Below are 14,811 nucleotides of genomic sequence, written 5' to 3'. Positions count from 1 at the left end.
GAGCATCCACATCGTAAACGCGGCGCAGAGGCAGATCGTGCCCACGACAGTCATTCCGGCAAAGAAGCGCTCGGTTCGATCCATGTCGATCATCTTCCAGGTCGATCCACGCCCATAAACGCTTAATGCTGCACGCTGGCTCCTGCTTGCGCGCGTCGTAATCTGTCAGAGCTTACGTCCCATTAGACGGTGTGAGCGTACTGCGAACTGGCATTCCAGCAAATTCGATCTGAGGGACTTCGAAACCAACTGAACCAGCTGTTGTTAACCGCGATCTGCAAGCCCGCACCGAGCAAGCTCTTGACCCTGAGTACGGCACCGCTCGTTGCGTGTGTCGGGCTCTTAGTGTCCACGTTGCTGTAACTGACAGCCCTCGGAGGCTCGCGCAATAGCGGTCGTGTTGATCAATTGGCATCGGTCGTCGAGCAGGTTCGTAGTCCAATGCGGCGTGACAAAGTAAGGACCAAACGTCGGAGCGATGAAAAACCATAATCGAAGAAGGATCGCTCAAAAGTTCAATGCTGCTGGTGCGAACCTTATTGCATGCCTGCGCAGAGCGCAGGCGGACGACGCTCTGGCGCTGACATTCGACATTGCACTCAGCTAGCGGCAAAAGTCAGACTATTGCGCTGTCATAAAACCAGTCAAACACCGGGCTTGTCATTTCAATCTGCGCGACTTTAACTCTGACACTCAGAAATAACAGGTTTGTGAAAAACAAGCCGAAGGGGGTCCGCAGTGGAGAAGGTGCGACGCTTACGCGCGATGGGTTCGCTGTGTCGTCAACAAGCCGCGTACAATGGCATGAATAAATGGAAGCTCCTCGCGGAAGCAGAATACTGGGAACACTTGGCTGAGCTTGAGCTGTCGTCCCATTTCCAAGAATGCAACGCCGCTTGTGCAAATGAAAGAACAGAGCCTCAAGCATGCACAGAGGCGAATGACTACTCGCGCCGGGAGGCGATTGCCCCCGAAGCAACGGCGACCACGAATGACGCGCAGTGTGCGCTTATGCTCCTATGAGCAAGATCCTCGACGCGGCAATCGAAATGTGGGTTGGTCCAGCGCGCCAGTGTCGGCGACCTTACTCTTCTGGCCTATATGTCGCGATTTTGCGCGCGCCTTCCCAAAGCTCGACGTCTTGGCGGTTAACGAGCTGCTTGGCTCGTTCGCTCGCTGTTGGTTCGTCGGCGCAATCAAGTTCAAGGCGAAGCTGTATGTGGCCGTCCGATCCAAGAATGTAGGCTCGATACTCCGGCATGAGTTTGCTCCAAAACATTAGTTCCGAAGCTGAAACCGGAGAAAGTTACAATAACATCAAGAAGCTGTCCATTTAATTAGGACGATACTCCCATCCGTTCCCGACGGATCACTGCTCTGGACATACTCAAGACCGCCACCGCCGCTGAGGAGGTACCCGCTCGGATTCACGCAACCCGGAACATTAGCTGCATTCGTTATACGTCGTGAGCGACTGATTTAATCTGTTTAACTTATTTAAATTCTGATAAGTGGCCGAAATAATATGGCGCCGCGCCGGTCCTGCGGTAGATTTGCGGGCGTAACGCCGCCCGCCATGACCTTGCTTCTATCGACCTCACTCACTTCTAAAGCCATCGCTGCGTCTGGGCAAAAGGTGTGAACGGAGGTGGGGCAGAGCACCATCACCATGAGCACCACCACGAACCCCATCATCATGACCGGGACGACGATTAGTTGATGAGGGAAGAGGCCCGCCTCAGGCACTCCGGGCCTCTGCCTTGTAAGCACATGGCCTACTCACCGTGTCGTGAGTTGGGTCGCTGTCGGCGCTCTACACATCTCGGTCGGGTTAATCGAGACGGTCTCTCGCCCATGGGCGCGACCTGCGCCGATAGTGCCACAACCAGCATCAACGTCGCTAGGGGCACCATTCCGGCGCATCGTGCTCGCGCGTCGAGAGCGTCGTCGATCGTGGCGACGTGCAGCGTGTTCAGACTGCGGCCATCGGGCAGCGGGACGGGATCAGCAAACACCCCGCTGTCAGTCTCGATTGCTCATCATGCTTGGCGCTACTGCAGTTTCTGGTTGTTGGCTACTTCTCGCGCCAAACTAAGCTCAAGCTCAGTGAGCTTTTCGATCAGGTGCTCCACGATCTCCGCGCAGTCCGAATGCGTCAGCGAATGCACTCCGCGCGATGTCAGTTGGTTCTGGAGGATAGTCGCCATCATGGCTTGAACGCTCATGGACCGGCCTCGTCTGAAAAATCGGATTGTCACAAAATCAATCTGAAGTAGACGTTGAATATGGACGACATGCAACGGCAAGAAGTTTGGTTCAACCCTTCGTGCAAGTACGGGCGGTGCTCGCGCTATGTTGCGTTGCGAAGCACGAGCCGTTGCAACGCCAAAGCGGCGCTTCGCTCCGAATTCCGGACTTACGAAACAATTCGTTAGCTTTTATTTGGCTAGCTAGGTGCGTGCCGATTTACCGCCGATTGCGGCACATGGAATGGGAATACCGGCCCCGGCTGTTCCTCCCAACCTGCGGCCGGGGCCGTTTGAACTTGCACTGCATCGTTCAACCCGGTCCACGACGATGTTTAGAGGCATTGCCATCACGCTTTTTGGGCTGACCATTCTTTCGCAGCTCGATCAGACGCTCTTTTATGGTCGAAATACTGACGCCGCGCTCAGGCTTGTGCGGGACATTAGTCGTGGTTTCGGCCTGTAGGTCAGCTGTGGTGCGCTCCTTCGGGCGGGGCATGCGCGAGCTTCCTCGACGGCTACTTCTTCAACAATACCCCTATCGTTCGCGCCATTCGCCTCACTGATCCTGCGTGACGGCCCAGCTCGGCTGCAATCTTCGATACGCCAGCGCCCGTCCGTGCCAGCTTCGACAATTGCTGGACCTCGCGGTCGGTCCATTGTTTTGGCTTCGGTGTTTTCATGGTGCGGTGCTCACCCGCACCACTTAACCAGCGCGCCTCGTTTCGAACACTTGGGAAATTTACGGGTGGGTCCGTGGCTGCGATCGAGGTTCACCGAAAAATAGTCGACCACTTCCGTAGCCTGGGCGCCTAGGCTGAAACCCCGCTGTTCTTCGAAATCGACGGAAGGACCATATGGATGAACTGCTGGCGGCGTACAATGACGTCACCGCTTCCGGATTGGGTCCCCCCAACCGCAATACGCAATGCGATGCGGCGAAGGCGGAGCAGCGTTCGCTGGTGGAGCCATGCGCAAAGTTCCGTTGTGCACGCCGATCGAGCCGGCTTGACCTCTTCCGCATCAGCCGCGCGTTCGCTGAGAGGGCGGCTTAAACTCCACGACCTCGTGCTGGTCGCACGGATTAGCTCGCTCATTTTTCTTGACGATTAGCTCAAGCTCGAGAGCCTCGAAGGCGAGTTCATCCGCCAAGCGCTTAAACAGCTCGCGCTTTTCTATGTCCGTCGCCTGCTGACTCATCAGCATAAGCTCTCTGGCGTCAGCGCGGACCTTTTCCAAACGTCGTCGGAGGTCCTTCATGTGTGCCGGCTTAGCTTTTAAACTTATCCTTGGCCCGAACAAATCAGTTTGCTTGTTCGGATCCACCCGGAGTCAACTGCCGAAACTCGATACTGGTTCTATGCGGACCGCCAAATTCGCCGCTCATCGTGCTGCGATATTTGGCCATGCTCCATGACCCAGCCCCTGTTCAGGATTGCGGGCTGAGGACGGCCGTCTTGGCCGATGAGCCATCCCTGTCCGGCTCTCGCCGGATGATGCATAGAACTAGCATACCTGAAGGGCCATGAATGTTCGAAAGCGCACAGACGCGAGTGTTGCGCCGGACTAGGCTGCGATCGATCTGGACGCTCGCAAAGCGCTCGGGGCCCAACGGCGCCGGGGGGATGCGAAATGTGCCGGCTGCGCTGAAGCGGCTCCGTCCGCGAACGCAGTGTTGCCGGTTGCGTGCCGGGTATGAGGCAGGAGTAACCTCGGCAGATTCTAGATCCAACGATGGTCGTTCCTCGTGCGTACTGCCCTTCTCATTGTGGGAATATGGCTACTGGTGAACGTTCTGTTCGTTGTAGTTGTCCTGCCCTCGCGCAGACCGGCACCTACTCGGCGAGCAGGAACTCCATCTCCGGTGACGATCAACACAACGGCCGGTCGCTCCGACGTAAGCGATGTTCTCAGGCCACGCGCCAGCGTTTTTGGGTAGCGAGATAGGCCCAGGGTAGCAATTCGTCGATCTGGCTGTTCGGGTGATCGTTGACGATGCGGGTGATGACGTCGGCGAGATAGGCGTGGGGTTCGACGCCGACGAGCTTGCAGGTTTCGATCAGTGAGGCGATGACGGCCCAGTGTTCGCCGCCGCCGTCCGAGCCAGCGAACAGGGCGTTCTTGCGGTTGAGCGCGATTGGGCGGATAGCGCGCTCGACGACGTTGGAATCGATCTCGATGCGGCCGTCGGCAATGAAGCGCGTCAGCCCGTCCCAACGCGACAGCGCATATCGGATAGCCTCCGCGAGTTTGGTCTTCTGGCTAATCAGACTGAGCTTGGCGCGCAGCCAGGGTTCGAACTCGTCGGCGATCGGCCGGCTCTTCTCTTGGCGGACGGCGCGACGCTCATCGGCGGTGCGGCCGCGGATCTGGGCTTCGATGACGTAGAGCCCGGCGATACGTTCGAGCGCCTCGCTGGCGATCGGTGCGGGACCGGCCGCGGCGAGTTCGTAGAAGCGCCGGCGCACATGGGACCAGCAGAACGCCAGTTCTACGTCACCGCGCTCGGCCAGGACCCGATAGCCGGCATAGCCGTCGACCTGGAGGATGCCGGCAAAACCCGCGAGGTGGACGATCGGCCGTTCGGCCTTGCGATCGGGAGCGTAGACATAGGCGACGGCGGGCGGGTCCGTGCCGCCCCAGGGCCGGTCGTCGCGGGCATAATGAGATGGACGGTCCCCGCCCTGATAAGCTGCGAAAGGGCACCCCAAGAAGGAGGACAAGCTATGGTGACAATCGGGCTTGATATCTCGAAGAGCTGGTTTCAAATCCACTGGATTACGGCGGATGGAGAAATTATCCGCAAGAAGCTCGCCCGCGGGAAGGTTCTCGATTTCTTTTCACGGCTTCCAAGTTGTCTCGTTGGTCTTGAGGCTTGCGGCAGCGCTCATCATTGGGCTCGTGAACTAATAAAGCTTGGACACAAAGCACGTCTTATGCCGGCTCGCTACGTCCGAGCCTACGTGAAGACAAACAAGCATGATGCTGCTGATGCGGAGGCGTGCTGGGAAGCCGTCCAACGGCCTGGCATGCGCTTTGTCCCTGTAAAAACCGTCGAACAGCAGGGAATTTTAATGCTACATCGCACGCGAGATTTACTTATTCGACAGCGCACAGGCGCGATAAATGCTCTGCGTGGTCATTTGGGCGAGTTGGGAATCGTGACCGGGAAGGGAAAAGCAAACGCGAGAGAGCTCATGGCACTCGTGGACGTTGACGAGCGCATCCCACAGAGCGCGCGTAGCGCTCTTTCAATCCTTGTCGATCAGATCGAAGACCTTGAGCTTCACATTGAAAGCCATGAGAAAATGATCCTTGCAACTGCCAAAGACAATGAAGTCTGTCGGCGTCTCATGAAGGTGGCGGGCATCGGCCCATTTGCCGCCACCGCCCTGGCGGCGTCTGTCGATCATCCACAACAGTTCGCTTCGGCAAGGCATTTCGCCGCCTGGCTTGGATTAGTACCGAAGCAGCATTCGACCGGGGGAAGGGAGCGTTTGGGCGGTATCAGCAAGCGCGGCGACGGCTACATTCGTAAGTTGCTAATACATGGCGCCCGAGCGGCCGTTCATCGCGTCCGTATCCATCAGGTCACCAATACCTGGATAACAGAGCTGCTCGGCAGGCGTCCCTTCAATGTCGTGACGGTGGCGCTCGCTCACAAAACTGCACGGATCGCTTGGGCGATCATGGCCAATGGTGAAGAATACCGCGCGCAAGTATAAATCGGGCGAGGTTCCGTTTGCGAGGGCAAAGCAGAGTGATGGCAACCGGTCGGACCGGGGTCGGCTAAGCCCGTTGGACCTATCGAGCTTCAGAGCTCGCCAACGTAATTGGGCGCCGATCCGCGGATCTCATCAAGGCTCGTGGCATGCCATAAAGCCGGATAGATAGCTGCAAACGATCGTTAGCCAAAACAAAGCAAATGGCCTTGCAAAGCGGGGACCGTCCATAGATAGGCCCAGAGCTGGCCGGTCTTGGTGCGGCCGCGTCCGGGATCGAGCACCGGGGCGGTGGTCTCGTCGGCAAACAGTTTTGTCGACTGCTTCAGCCTCGCGAGCAGTCGCTCATGCACCGGCCGCAACAGGAAGGCTGCCCGCCCGACCCAATCGGCCAGGGTCGAGCGATCCAGCTCGAGGCCCTGGCGGGCGTAAATTTGAGCCTGCCGATACAGCGGCAGATGGTCGGCATATTTGGCGACGAGTACCTGCGCTACGGTGGCTTCGGTCGGTAGCCCGCCCTCGATCAGCCGCGCTGGCGCCGGTGCCTGCACCATGGTCTCGCAGGCCCGGCAGGCATACTTCGGCCGCCTTACGACCAGGACCCGGAACTGGGCCGGGACGATATCCAATCGTTCGCTCACATCCTCGCCGATCCGGTGCAGCGCCTGCTGACAGCAAGGGCAGGCGTGATCGTCGAGGTCGATCAGCATCTCGACCCGCGGCAGATGCGCCGGCAGCGCTCCTCTGTTCCTGCGGCGCCGTGCGGCTCGGCTCGATCGCTCGGCAGCATTGGCTGCATCGGTTGCGGCATCACTGCTCGCCTCGACCTGCTCGACCTCCTCCAGGCCGAGCAGCAACTGGTCCTCCGGCAGCGTCTCGGCCCGGCGGCCGAAGCGATGACGCTGCAACTCCTTGATGATCTGCTCGAGCCGCGCGGCGCGCGCCCGTTCGGCCAGCAGCATCGCCTTGAGCGTGCCGGGATCGTCCGGAAGCGTGTCGGCCGTCGTCGCCATGATGCGATTACACCATGCGTCGCGGCATCCCGCGAGCGCGACATGCATACTGATTCACTGTGCCGCAGTTCAACTCGCCTGGATCGGCGACGGTGTCTCGCGCGCGGCGTGGACGCGCTTCCAGTCCAGTCCTTCGAGCAAGGCTGACAGCTGCGCCGCGGTCAGGCGAATGACGCCGTCCTGCACGTTGGGCCAGCAGAACGAACCGGTCTCAAGCCGCTTGGCGAACAGGCACACACCCGTGCCGTCCCAATAGATCAGCTTCACCCGGTCGGCGCGCTTGGCGCGGAACACATACACGGCGCCGGAGAACGGATCGGCCTGGATGCTCTCACGCACCAGGGCCGCGAGCCCTTCGACACCCTTGCGGAAGTCGACCGGCCTGGTCGCCACCATCACCCGCACCGCGCCCGTCGGACCGATCACGTGCAGGTCTTCAGCGCATGGATCACGGCCGCAACCGTCGCGGCATCCGCGCCGCGGCCGACCCGGACGGCGACGCCGTTGATCTCGATCTCGATGATGCCGCTGTTCTCCGCCCCCTCGGGCGTCTTCCGAAGTCGTCGGCGCTGCCGCGGTGAGCGCTCCGGCGGCGTGCACGATGGGCTAACGACAGCGGGCACGAACGTCTGCGGCTCGGATCCCACAGGGATCGCAACCGGCTGTCGCATTTGCCGGCGCCACGTAAACAGCTGTTGCGGCGACAATCCGTGCCGCCGCGCGACCTCCGATACCACGGTTCCCGGGGCCAGCGTCTCCTCGACGAACCGCGCCTTGTCGTCGGCCGAGAACTGCCGCCGTCGGCCGCTCTCCGTGATGACCTCGACCCGACGAACCGAGGTCCTGGGCTCAAGCATATGGTCAAGCTTAGACACAAGCCGATCTCCAATCAGAGATCGATCATTCCTCGTTCGACGCCTTCAATGGAAGGTGGGACCGAAACAGCGCTTACGCTCCGACGATCACGACCCACCTCTCCTGCAGCGCGGGATGACGCCGGTTGCAATCAGAGTTCTATTCGTCGTCCTCCTCCGTCCAGTCCTTCGAGCGTGGAATGCGGTTAGGCGGCACTTCAGAGGGCACCACGACTAGACGCGGGCCATCGCGCGCTTGAGATTCTCGTCGATGTCTTCACTGCGCCGCGAGCCCCCCCGAGCGATTCAGCGAGACCATCAGCCAGATTGCAAGTGCGCTCGCTATGGCCATGCCTACAAGCATGGTCATGACCCGCGTTTGAACGATGATGTGAAAAGCTCAGAGCCCAAGGGTAGCAGCCGGCGCCAGCATTCCCATCCCAAAATGCCTCAGTCGGCGCTCAATTGTTCTGCCGCCTTTGGGCTGAAGCCGATCAGGAAATCGTCCAAATCTCGGCCGCCTCGAAGCTGCGGCCGCAGCCATCTAGGCAGCCTGCCGCGACCCGACCACGTCTCCGCTGGGTTCTTCGGATTGCGATATTTGGGACGAACGGGCGGGTATGGACGGCGCTTGCGATTGAACCGCGTGGCCTCGTTGGCTAGTCCAATCCTGTGGAGCCGTTCCTCCAAATGTGCTTTTTGCACCAACATTTTCTGAGTGAGTTTGGCGGCGACCTCTTGGTGAACTATCCAGAGCTCGTCAACGGAGAGCGAATTGAAATGCGCGGTGTTCATGGCTCCATCCCTAATCTTGGGCAGAAGGCCCAGGCAGACAAGTCGGGAATCCGGGAGCAGACAAGCCCTCAGTTAAATATTGATCGTCCAATCCATATTTAATGCGAGAGGTAGCAGGAAGGCGCGACAGTGGTAATATCGTGGCGGAGTATTTAATTCGCTGCGAAGGGGTCGCCACGTCTCGTGACATCCACAAACTCCCCCTCGGCCAGGCGCTTTCGTGTTCGGGGACGAGCGCGAGATGGCGATCGGCCGTGCGGCGGCGGCGCGGATAGCGGGGAGCGAGGCCCGGCACAACTCAGGAGGCCCGATGAATCGATCGCGCTGCCTCGTGTTGCACCCCTGGAGTTCCGGACCAGCATATTAATCAGGTGGCCAAGAGTACAATTAATTCATTGCGCCGCCCGATTTAAGCCGCATGGGAGCCGTTGTCGCCGCTAAGGTTCGAGCGGGGGTGGGGCGCACCCGGGAGTTTTTGATGTCCGGTCATTTGCGATTGTACTTCGCCAGTTTGGTGCTTGTCGGAGGTTTATCGGCGGCGCCTGCGTCTTCCACCCCTCTTGCCGACTTCTTCAATACTGCTACGCCCCAACCCACGGTAACCTCTCCGCCGCAAGCCGAATGCGTGCCGCGTCCCGGTACCTCGACCACTGGTGGACAGCATTGGGTCTACCGAATGGACGGTCGCCGCAAATGCTGGTTCCTGACCGAGGGCATCGCGACGGTGAAGAAGCCCATTCGGGCTCGCGTGGCCAAAGACCGCAGCGCCAGTTTGGACGAGAACGGGACGAGGTGGAGCGCGGTCGTTGATGCGCGCGCGGAGTTGCTACGCGCCGCACCGCCGGAGCAATCTCAGCCGCCTGTACCCGAAATGAAGGTAGCTGATGCCGCTTCCAATCTCGGCACGGGGTCGGCGGCCCCCATTGTCGATCTTCCCAACCAGCTCACCTCCGAACACTCCGTGCCGGGCCAAGTCGACGTTGGGCAGCTTCTCGCCGACGCACCTCAAGATATGCCGCTGGGCGCGCGCACTGCAGAGGCGCACGGCGAAGCGCGCAGCTGGACGGCCTGGTTCGGTGTGCTGCTGATGACGCTTGGTGGCCTCTCGCTCTTGAGCTCGAGCCGCACGCTTCGGCATGCGTGGAGATTACGTTAGCTTAGATGCGAGGTACAGTCGCCGCGCAATCAATGGATTCCACGAGCTGGTATAGCCGAACTGCCACACGTACAAAGATTCCGTGCGCCACACCTAGTTTGGCACTGCCTTAGACGGACATTCGAGTACGATGACGGTCGCCTTTGGGATCGGACTGCATTATGCGGTACAAGGTGTTCGTGGTGGACGGCAGCCGGCAAGTGATCTGCGCTGCAAAGCTCGACTGCATTGATGAGCAGGCGGCGAGACGCCGAGCCGAGCAAATGCATGACGAGCACGACGTTGAGCTTTGGCAAGGCGATCGACTCGTTGCTGTGTTCCGAAGTGCAACGTCGAATGAAGGTCGGAGCTAACGCGCGATCCTGAATAGACGGCCGGTCTCGCCGCCGAGTTAGTTTGAGCATTGTGAGGCACCCCGGCCTGGCTGGTTGCCGACATGTCGCAGCGACGTCGTCACCGAGGCTCGCTACTGCGGTCCCGTCGGTCTCTAAACGGCTCTTGCTCTGCCGCTCGCTTTGGTACGCCGTCTTCTTGTTCTTGCTTCTACATGTCGGAGCTTACTTCGAAGCTTCTCCACCTCTCTAAGCTCCTCCAGAAGCGCCTGGTGCCGTTCGTTCAGAACAGCACTAGAAAAAATCTGACGCGTACTCGACATCACATGCCTCAGAAATGATTTGAAGTAAGAAGTCGACGAAAGCGAAAGAAAGAACACTCGACCGAAGCTCAATGAGCTGAAGCCGCAGCCGCCAGATGCTCCCAGTACTCTGCCTCTGCAAGCAGTTTCCAGCTTCTCTCAGGTTGGAGTGCGGCGGTCTGTCGGCACAGCAGCGCCATTGCACGCAGGCGGCGGGCAGCTTCCATTTCAACCTCCCATGTTTTCCCCAAACATATTTTTCAATTTTGCGATGGAGTCATCATGATTATATGAGATAATCAAATTTCTCATTTAATGGCGGTCAATTTGGGTTCCATTTGTAAGCCGACGGGGAACTGCTTTCGGTTTAAGCTTCACATCGATTTCGAATGCTTGCTCGCGGGGACCTGTTGCGCGGTAAAGCGAACGAGAAAACGTGCGGCGCAGCAACACGAGAAGCGAAGCTCCGTGCGCGAGCATCGCAACGTCAGAAATCCCAACCGAGGGCTCTTCTCGCCGCCGCCCTCCAGGGCACGTGCCCCGGCTACCGAGCCATAACCCGCAGTTGGGTTGCGTCAGCGGTCTGGCGACCCGCTTCGCTCTTGGAGCGCACCACCATGGAGTCCCGCAATGGTCTCACACTCTGGAACGTGCGCCGGGCGACCAGGACGGCTACTGACCCCATGAGAGGATGACCAGCATCGCATTGAAAGCCAAGTTCGCCGCGTCACGCGGGGCGGGCCTGGATCGCGTCGGGTGCGCAAGTTAATAATCACGCGCAACGCATTGCGAGGCTGTTGCTTTCATGCCTCGTCTTCGCAGATAGGGCTGAGTTTTGCTCCAGTTGGCTCCATGCGACTGTCGATCTACGCGTAGCAATGACCATCTCGCGGACCGAGTGCATGTGGGTAAATGCCGTAAAATTCCGGGGTCGCCTCGCAAGGAGTGGCGCAAGAGCCTCCTTCTTCTTGATTTTGATGCATTAATCATTAAATGCGGCGTATAAACTAATAAATGGACTGCCATTTTAATTTAAAATAAGTTTGGTTTAATCGAGAGTGGATGATCGTGACGCTTCTTGGTCACTGTTGTCGCTTCTGAAGTGGCGAATATTGCAAAATCAATGATTGCCAAACGTGGGCGGCCAAGCACCGGCCACGATGGGCAAGGGGGGATACCGCTAGATCTTTCGCGTAACTTGGCAGCAGTTGATGGAGCTGCGGTCGGCGGACCTATCGCCGTTCGAGCGAGCGCTACCAATTTGCGTGAATTGATTTTGCGGCGACGCTCCCTGCTCTGCATTGGCAGGCGAGGTTGCGAATGACGTGCACGCATTTTGTAGCAATGTTCGGCCGGGCTCGCGCAATGTCGAATTCTTCTTCGTCAACTTGCGATCGTTCGATCCAGACAGGTTTACGGTTTGCAAACATGGCGGCTGTCACGGCATCCGCTCACGAGCTCGGAGCGGCTCCAGCCCCAAACTGGCTTGAGCGGCACGTGTTCTCTTTGCACATTTTCGAAGCGCTGAGCAGGACGGCAGGCCTGCTGAGCAGCTCGGCATTTTTCTTCAGCAGCGTAGACAAGGCAACGGCCGATCATCCCCGCGCCATTGTGCAATTTGTGCCGGTTCGTGAATGCGGACGGCGCATCACCCAGAGGATTTAAGCTATGGCGACGCAGACAACGGGCGGCGGGAGCACGGTTTCGTTCGGCAATGCTCCGCAAGCCAACACGGACATTTTCTCGTTTACGGAAGACGTCAGCAACATTCTCATCTTGAACGTGCTGGCAAATGATCTTGGGGGCGCGGCCAAGACGCTGTTCTCCCTGGACGACGGAACGAGCACCTCTGCGTCCACCAAGAACTACGCCCCTGCGGATTTGCTGGTCAAAGATCTGGCGTACAGCAGTGACGCTGCCGGAATGGTCGGTACCGGTGACCGCAGCGCGCTCGGTGCGCGCATCTGGATCGAGTCGGACGGCACCGTTCATTACGATAAGGGCGACATCAACACGCAGCTTCAGGCGCTGGCGGCCGGGCAAACGCTGACGGATACGTTCACCTACGCGATCCAGCTGGGCAACGGCACGCTCAGTTGGGCGACGGTGACGCTCCAGTTCAATGGCGCAAACGACTCCGTCTCTATCACATCGAGTCCGCAGAGCGGCTCGGTGGTAGAAGACGCGAACACCACGCCGGATCCCTCGGATTCGCAGAGCGCGGCCGGCACCATCAGCTTCAACGACGCCGATCTCAGCGACACCCATTCGGCCACGTTCGCGGCGGTCGCTTCCAACACCACTGCGCTCGGCACTTTCTCGCTCGACCCGGTCAGCGAGGCGCCCAATGCCGCCAACGGCTCGGTGCAGTGGCACTATGCGCTTAACAATTCGGCCGCCCAGTATCTAGCCGCAGGTCAGAGCGTCACCGAGAGCTTTGTGGTGACCGTTAACGACGGCCACGGCTCGACGGCTACCCAGACGGTGACGGTGACCATCACCGGCACCAACGACAATGCGGTGATCACGGTTGGCGCTGGCAATAGCGCCAGCGGCGCGGTGACTGAGGACGCCCACCCGACCAGCGAGACCGCGAGCGGTATGCTGTCGTTCAGCGACGTCGACCTTTCCGACACCCACAGCGTCACCAGTGTGACTCCGTCGGCCGGGGCGCTCGGGATGCTGACCGCGTCGGTCACCACCGACGACTCGCACACCACCGGCACCGGCGGGGTGATCACCTGGAACTACTCGGTTGCCGACAGCGCGATCCAATATCTGGCGCAGGGCCAGACCAAGACCGAGACCTTCACGGTCCATCTGTTTGACGGCACCTCGACGGTCGACAAGATCGTCACGGTGACGATCACCGGCACCAACGACAATGCGGTGATCACGGTTGGCGCCAGCGGCGCGGTGACTGAGGACGCCCACCCGACCAGCGAGACCGCGAGCGGTATGCTGTCGTTCAGCGACGTCGACCTTTCCGACACCCACAGCGTCACCAGTGTGACTCCGTCGGCCGGGGCGCTCGGGATGCTGACGGCGTCGGTCACCACCGACGACTCGCACACCACCGGCACCGGCGGGGTGATCACCTGGAACTACTCGGTTGCCGACAGCGCGATCCAATATCTGGCGCAGGGCCAGACCAAGACCGAGACCTTCACGGTCCATCTGTTTGACGGCACCTCGACGGTCGACAAGATCGTCACGGTCACCATCACCGGCACCAATGATGCGCCCGTGATCACCGCCCAGGATCTGACCGGCGCGGTCACCGAGCAGGTCACGCCAGCCGGCAACCTGTCCGACAGCGGCACCATCTCCTTCAGCGACGTCGACCTCACCGACGTGCATCTGGTTTCGGCCACCGGCACCCCGATCGGCTCCGTGCTCGGCTCGCTCACCGCGGTCAAGGACAGCGACACCACCGGCACAGGCACCGGCGGCCAGCTCACCTGGACCTACACCGTGGCGGATTCCGCCGTCGAGTATCTGGCCAAGGACCAGACCAAGGTCGAGAGCTTCACCATCACCCTCGACGACGGCAATGGCGGCCTGATCACCAAGCAGATCGACGTCACCATCACCGGCACCAATGATGCGCCCGTGATCACCGCCCAGGATCTGACCGGCGCGGTCACCGAGCAGGTCACGCCAGCCGGCAACCTGTCCGACAGCGGCACCATCTCCTTCAGCGACGTCGACCTCACCGACGTGCATCTGGTTTCGGCCACCGGCACCCCGATCGGCTCCGTGCTCGGCTCGCTCACCGCGGTCAAGGACAGCGACACCACCGGCACAGGCACCGGCGGCCAGCTCACCTGGACCTACACCGTGGCGGATTCCGCCGTCGAGTATCTGGCCAAGGACCAGACCAAGGTCGAGAGCTTCACCATCACCCTCGACGACGGCAATGGCGGCCTGATCACCAAGCAGATCGACGTCACCATCACCGGCACCAATGACGCGCCGACGGTTACGGCGGCGCTGACCTCGACGGCGGCCGAAGGTGCGCCGTCCTACGCGCTGGACCTGCTGTCCGGGGCCAGTGACGCGGACCATGGCGAAACAGCGACGCTGAGCGTTGCCGCCGTGAGCTATGCGGTTGACGGCGGAACTGCGTCTTCGACGGCGCCGGCCGGGGTGAGCCTGTCTGGCTCGACGCTGACGGTTGATCCGACGGACGCTGCGTTCAACAGCCTGGCGGTTGGCGAGCACACGACGATCGTCGTGTCCTACAATGTGAAGGACGCGCAGGGTGCGACGGTCGCGCAGACCGAGACGATCACGATCACCGGCACCAATGACGCGCCGACGGTTACGGCGGCGCTGACCTCGACGGCGGCCGAAGGTGCGCCGTCCTACGCGCTGGACCTGCTGTCCGG

9 protein-coding genes and 2 pseudogenes are annotated in these 14,811 nt (G+C 60.1%); 3 read left to right on the top strand and 8 right to left on the bottom strand.

Annotated elements, in window-relative coordinates; translation table 11 throughout:
* Nucleotides 1–2,051 precede the first annotated feature (2,051 nt).
* The 4 genes and pseudogenes from ABIB90_RS36715 to tnpC (ABIB90_RS36700) all read right to left on the bottom strand — a co-directional run.
* Nucleotides 2,052–2,225, bottom strand: a complete 174-nt coding sequence (locus tag ABIB90_RS36715; protein WP_007592727.1) for a hypothetical protein — start codon at nucleotides 2,223–2,225, stop codon at nucleotides 2,052–2,054.
* Nucleotides 2,226–2,559: 334 nt separating this feature from the next.
* Nucleotides 2,560–2,745 carry a hypothetical protein gene (locus ABIB90_RS36710; RefSeq protein WP_007592726.1) on the bottom strand — a complete coding sequence of 62 codons (186 nt, stop codon included), beginning with the start codon at nucleotides 2,743–2,745 and terminating at the stop codon, nucleotides 2,560–2,562.
* Nucleotides 2,746–3,269: 524 nt separating this feature from the next.
* The gene (locus tag ABIB90_RS36705; RefSeq protein ID WP_007592719.1) at nucleotides 3,270–3,506 is read right to left on the bottom strand and encodes a hypothetical protein; all 237 of its coding nucleotides are present in this window, start codon (nucleotides 3,504–3,506) and stop codon (nucleotides 3,270–3,272) included.
* Nucleotides 3,507–4,156: 650 nt separating this feature from the next.
* Nucleotides 4,157–4,909 (bottom strand): annotated as a pseudogene (tnpC, locus tag ABIB90_RS36700) (IS66 family transposase); the annotation flags it as partial.
* 63 nt (nucleotides 4,910–4,972) lie between these two features.
* On the opposite strand from tnpC (ABIB90_RS36700), the gene ABIB90_RS36695 reads away from it, so the two are divergent.
* A complete protein-coding gene (locus ABIB90_RS36695) occupies nucleotides 4,973–5,971 on the top strand; it encodes an IS110 family RNA-guided transposase (RefSeq protein WP_028146080.1) in 999 nt (332 codons plus the stop codon).
* Nucleotides 5,972–6,201: 230 nt separating this feature from the next.
* Here ABIB90_RS36695 and tnpC (ABIB90_RS36690) read toward each other — a convergent pair.
* The 4 genes and pseudogenes from tnpC (ABIB90_RS36690) to ABIB90_RS36675 form a co-directional block, all read right to left on the bottom strand.
* Nucleotides 6,202–6,981 (bottom strand): annotated as a pseudogene (tnpC, locus tag ABIB90_RS36690) (IS66 family transposase); the annotation flags it as partial.
* Between the two features lie 69 nt (nucleotides 6,982–7,050).
* Nucleotides 7,051–7,407: an IS66 family insertion sequence element accessory protein TnpB gene (tnpB, locus tag ABIB90_RS36685; protein WP_354171131.1), complete on the bottom strand. Its 357-nt coding sequence runs from the start codon at nucleotides 7,405–7,407 to the stop codon at nucleotides 7,051–7,053.
* Complete coding sequence (gene tnpA / locus ABIB90_RS36680; RefSeq protein ID WP_354128772.1) at nucleotides 7,404–7,856, bottom strand: IS66-like element accessory protein TnpA; 453 nt, start codon at nucleotides 7,854–7,856, stop codon at nucleotides 7,404–7,406. The genes tnpB and tnpA overlap by 4 nt, the downstream gene beginning before the upstream one ends.
* A 429-nt stretch (nucleotides 7,857–8,285) precedes the next feature.
* On the bottom strand, nucleotides 8,286–8,630 hold the full coding sequence (locus ABIB90_RS36675; protein WP_354171133.1) for an H-NS histone family protein: 345 nt from the start codon (nucleotides 8,628–8,630) through the stop codon (nucleotides 8,286–8,288).
* 676 nt (nucleotides 8,631–9,306) lie between these two features.
* Between ABIB90_RS36675 and ABIB90_RS36670 the strand changes: the two genes are divergently transcribed.
* Nucleotides 9,307–9,786, top strand: coding sequence for a hypothetical protein (locus tag ABIB90_RS36670; protein WP_245285872.1), 480 nt, complete (start codon nucleotides 9,307–9,309; stop codon nucleotides 9,784–9,786).
* A 2,302-nt stretch (nucleotides 9,787–12,088) separates the two neighbouring features.
* On the top strand, nucleotides 12,089–14,811 hold a 2,723-nt coding region (locus ABIB90_RS36665; protein WP_354202496.1), incomplete at its 3' end, for a beta strand repeat-containing protein.

The sequence above is a fragment of the Bradyrhizobium sp. JR4.1 genome, assembly GCF_040548605.1.
In the GTDB taxonomy this organism is placed as follows: domain Bacteria; phylum Pseudomonadota; class Alphaproteobacteria; order Rhizobiales; family Xanthobacteraceae; genus Bradyrhizobium; species Bradyrhizobium canariense.
Note: the sequence above shows the minus strand (reverse complement) of the source record. Positions and strands in the feature narration are given on the sequence as shown.

What these genes read in the sequence shown, in the direction of transcription:
- ABIB90_RS36715 (WP_007592727.1), bottom strand. Translation starts at nt 2,225, where the DNA reads ATGAGCGTTCAAGCCATGATGGCGACTATCCTCCAGAACCAACTGACA.
- ABIB90_RS36710 (WP_007592726.1), bottom strand. Translation starts at nt 2,745, where the DNA reads ATGCCCCGCCCGAAGGAGCGCACCACAGCTGACCTACAGGCCGAAACC.
- ABIB90_RS36705 (WP_007592719.1), bottom strand. Translation starts at nt 3,506, where the DNA reads ATGAAGGACCTCCGACGACGTTTGGAAAAGGTCCGCGCTGACGCCAGA.
- ABIB90_RS36695 (WP_028146080.1), top strand. Translation starts at nt 4,973, where the DNA reads ATGGTGACAATCGGGCTTGATATCTCGAAGAGCTGGTTTCAAATCCAC.
- ABIB90_RS36675 (WP_354171133.1), bottom strand. Translation starts at nt 8,630, where the DNA reads ATGAACACCGCGCATTTCAATTCGCTCTCCGTTGACGAGCTCTGGATA.
- ABIB90_RS36670 (WP_245285872.1), top strand. Translation starts at nt 9,307, where the DNA reads ATGGACGGTCGCCGCAAATGCTGGTTCCTGACCGAGGGCATCGCGACG.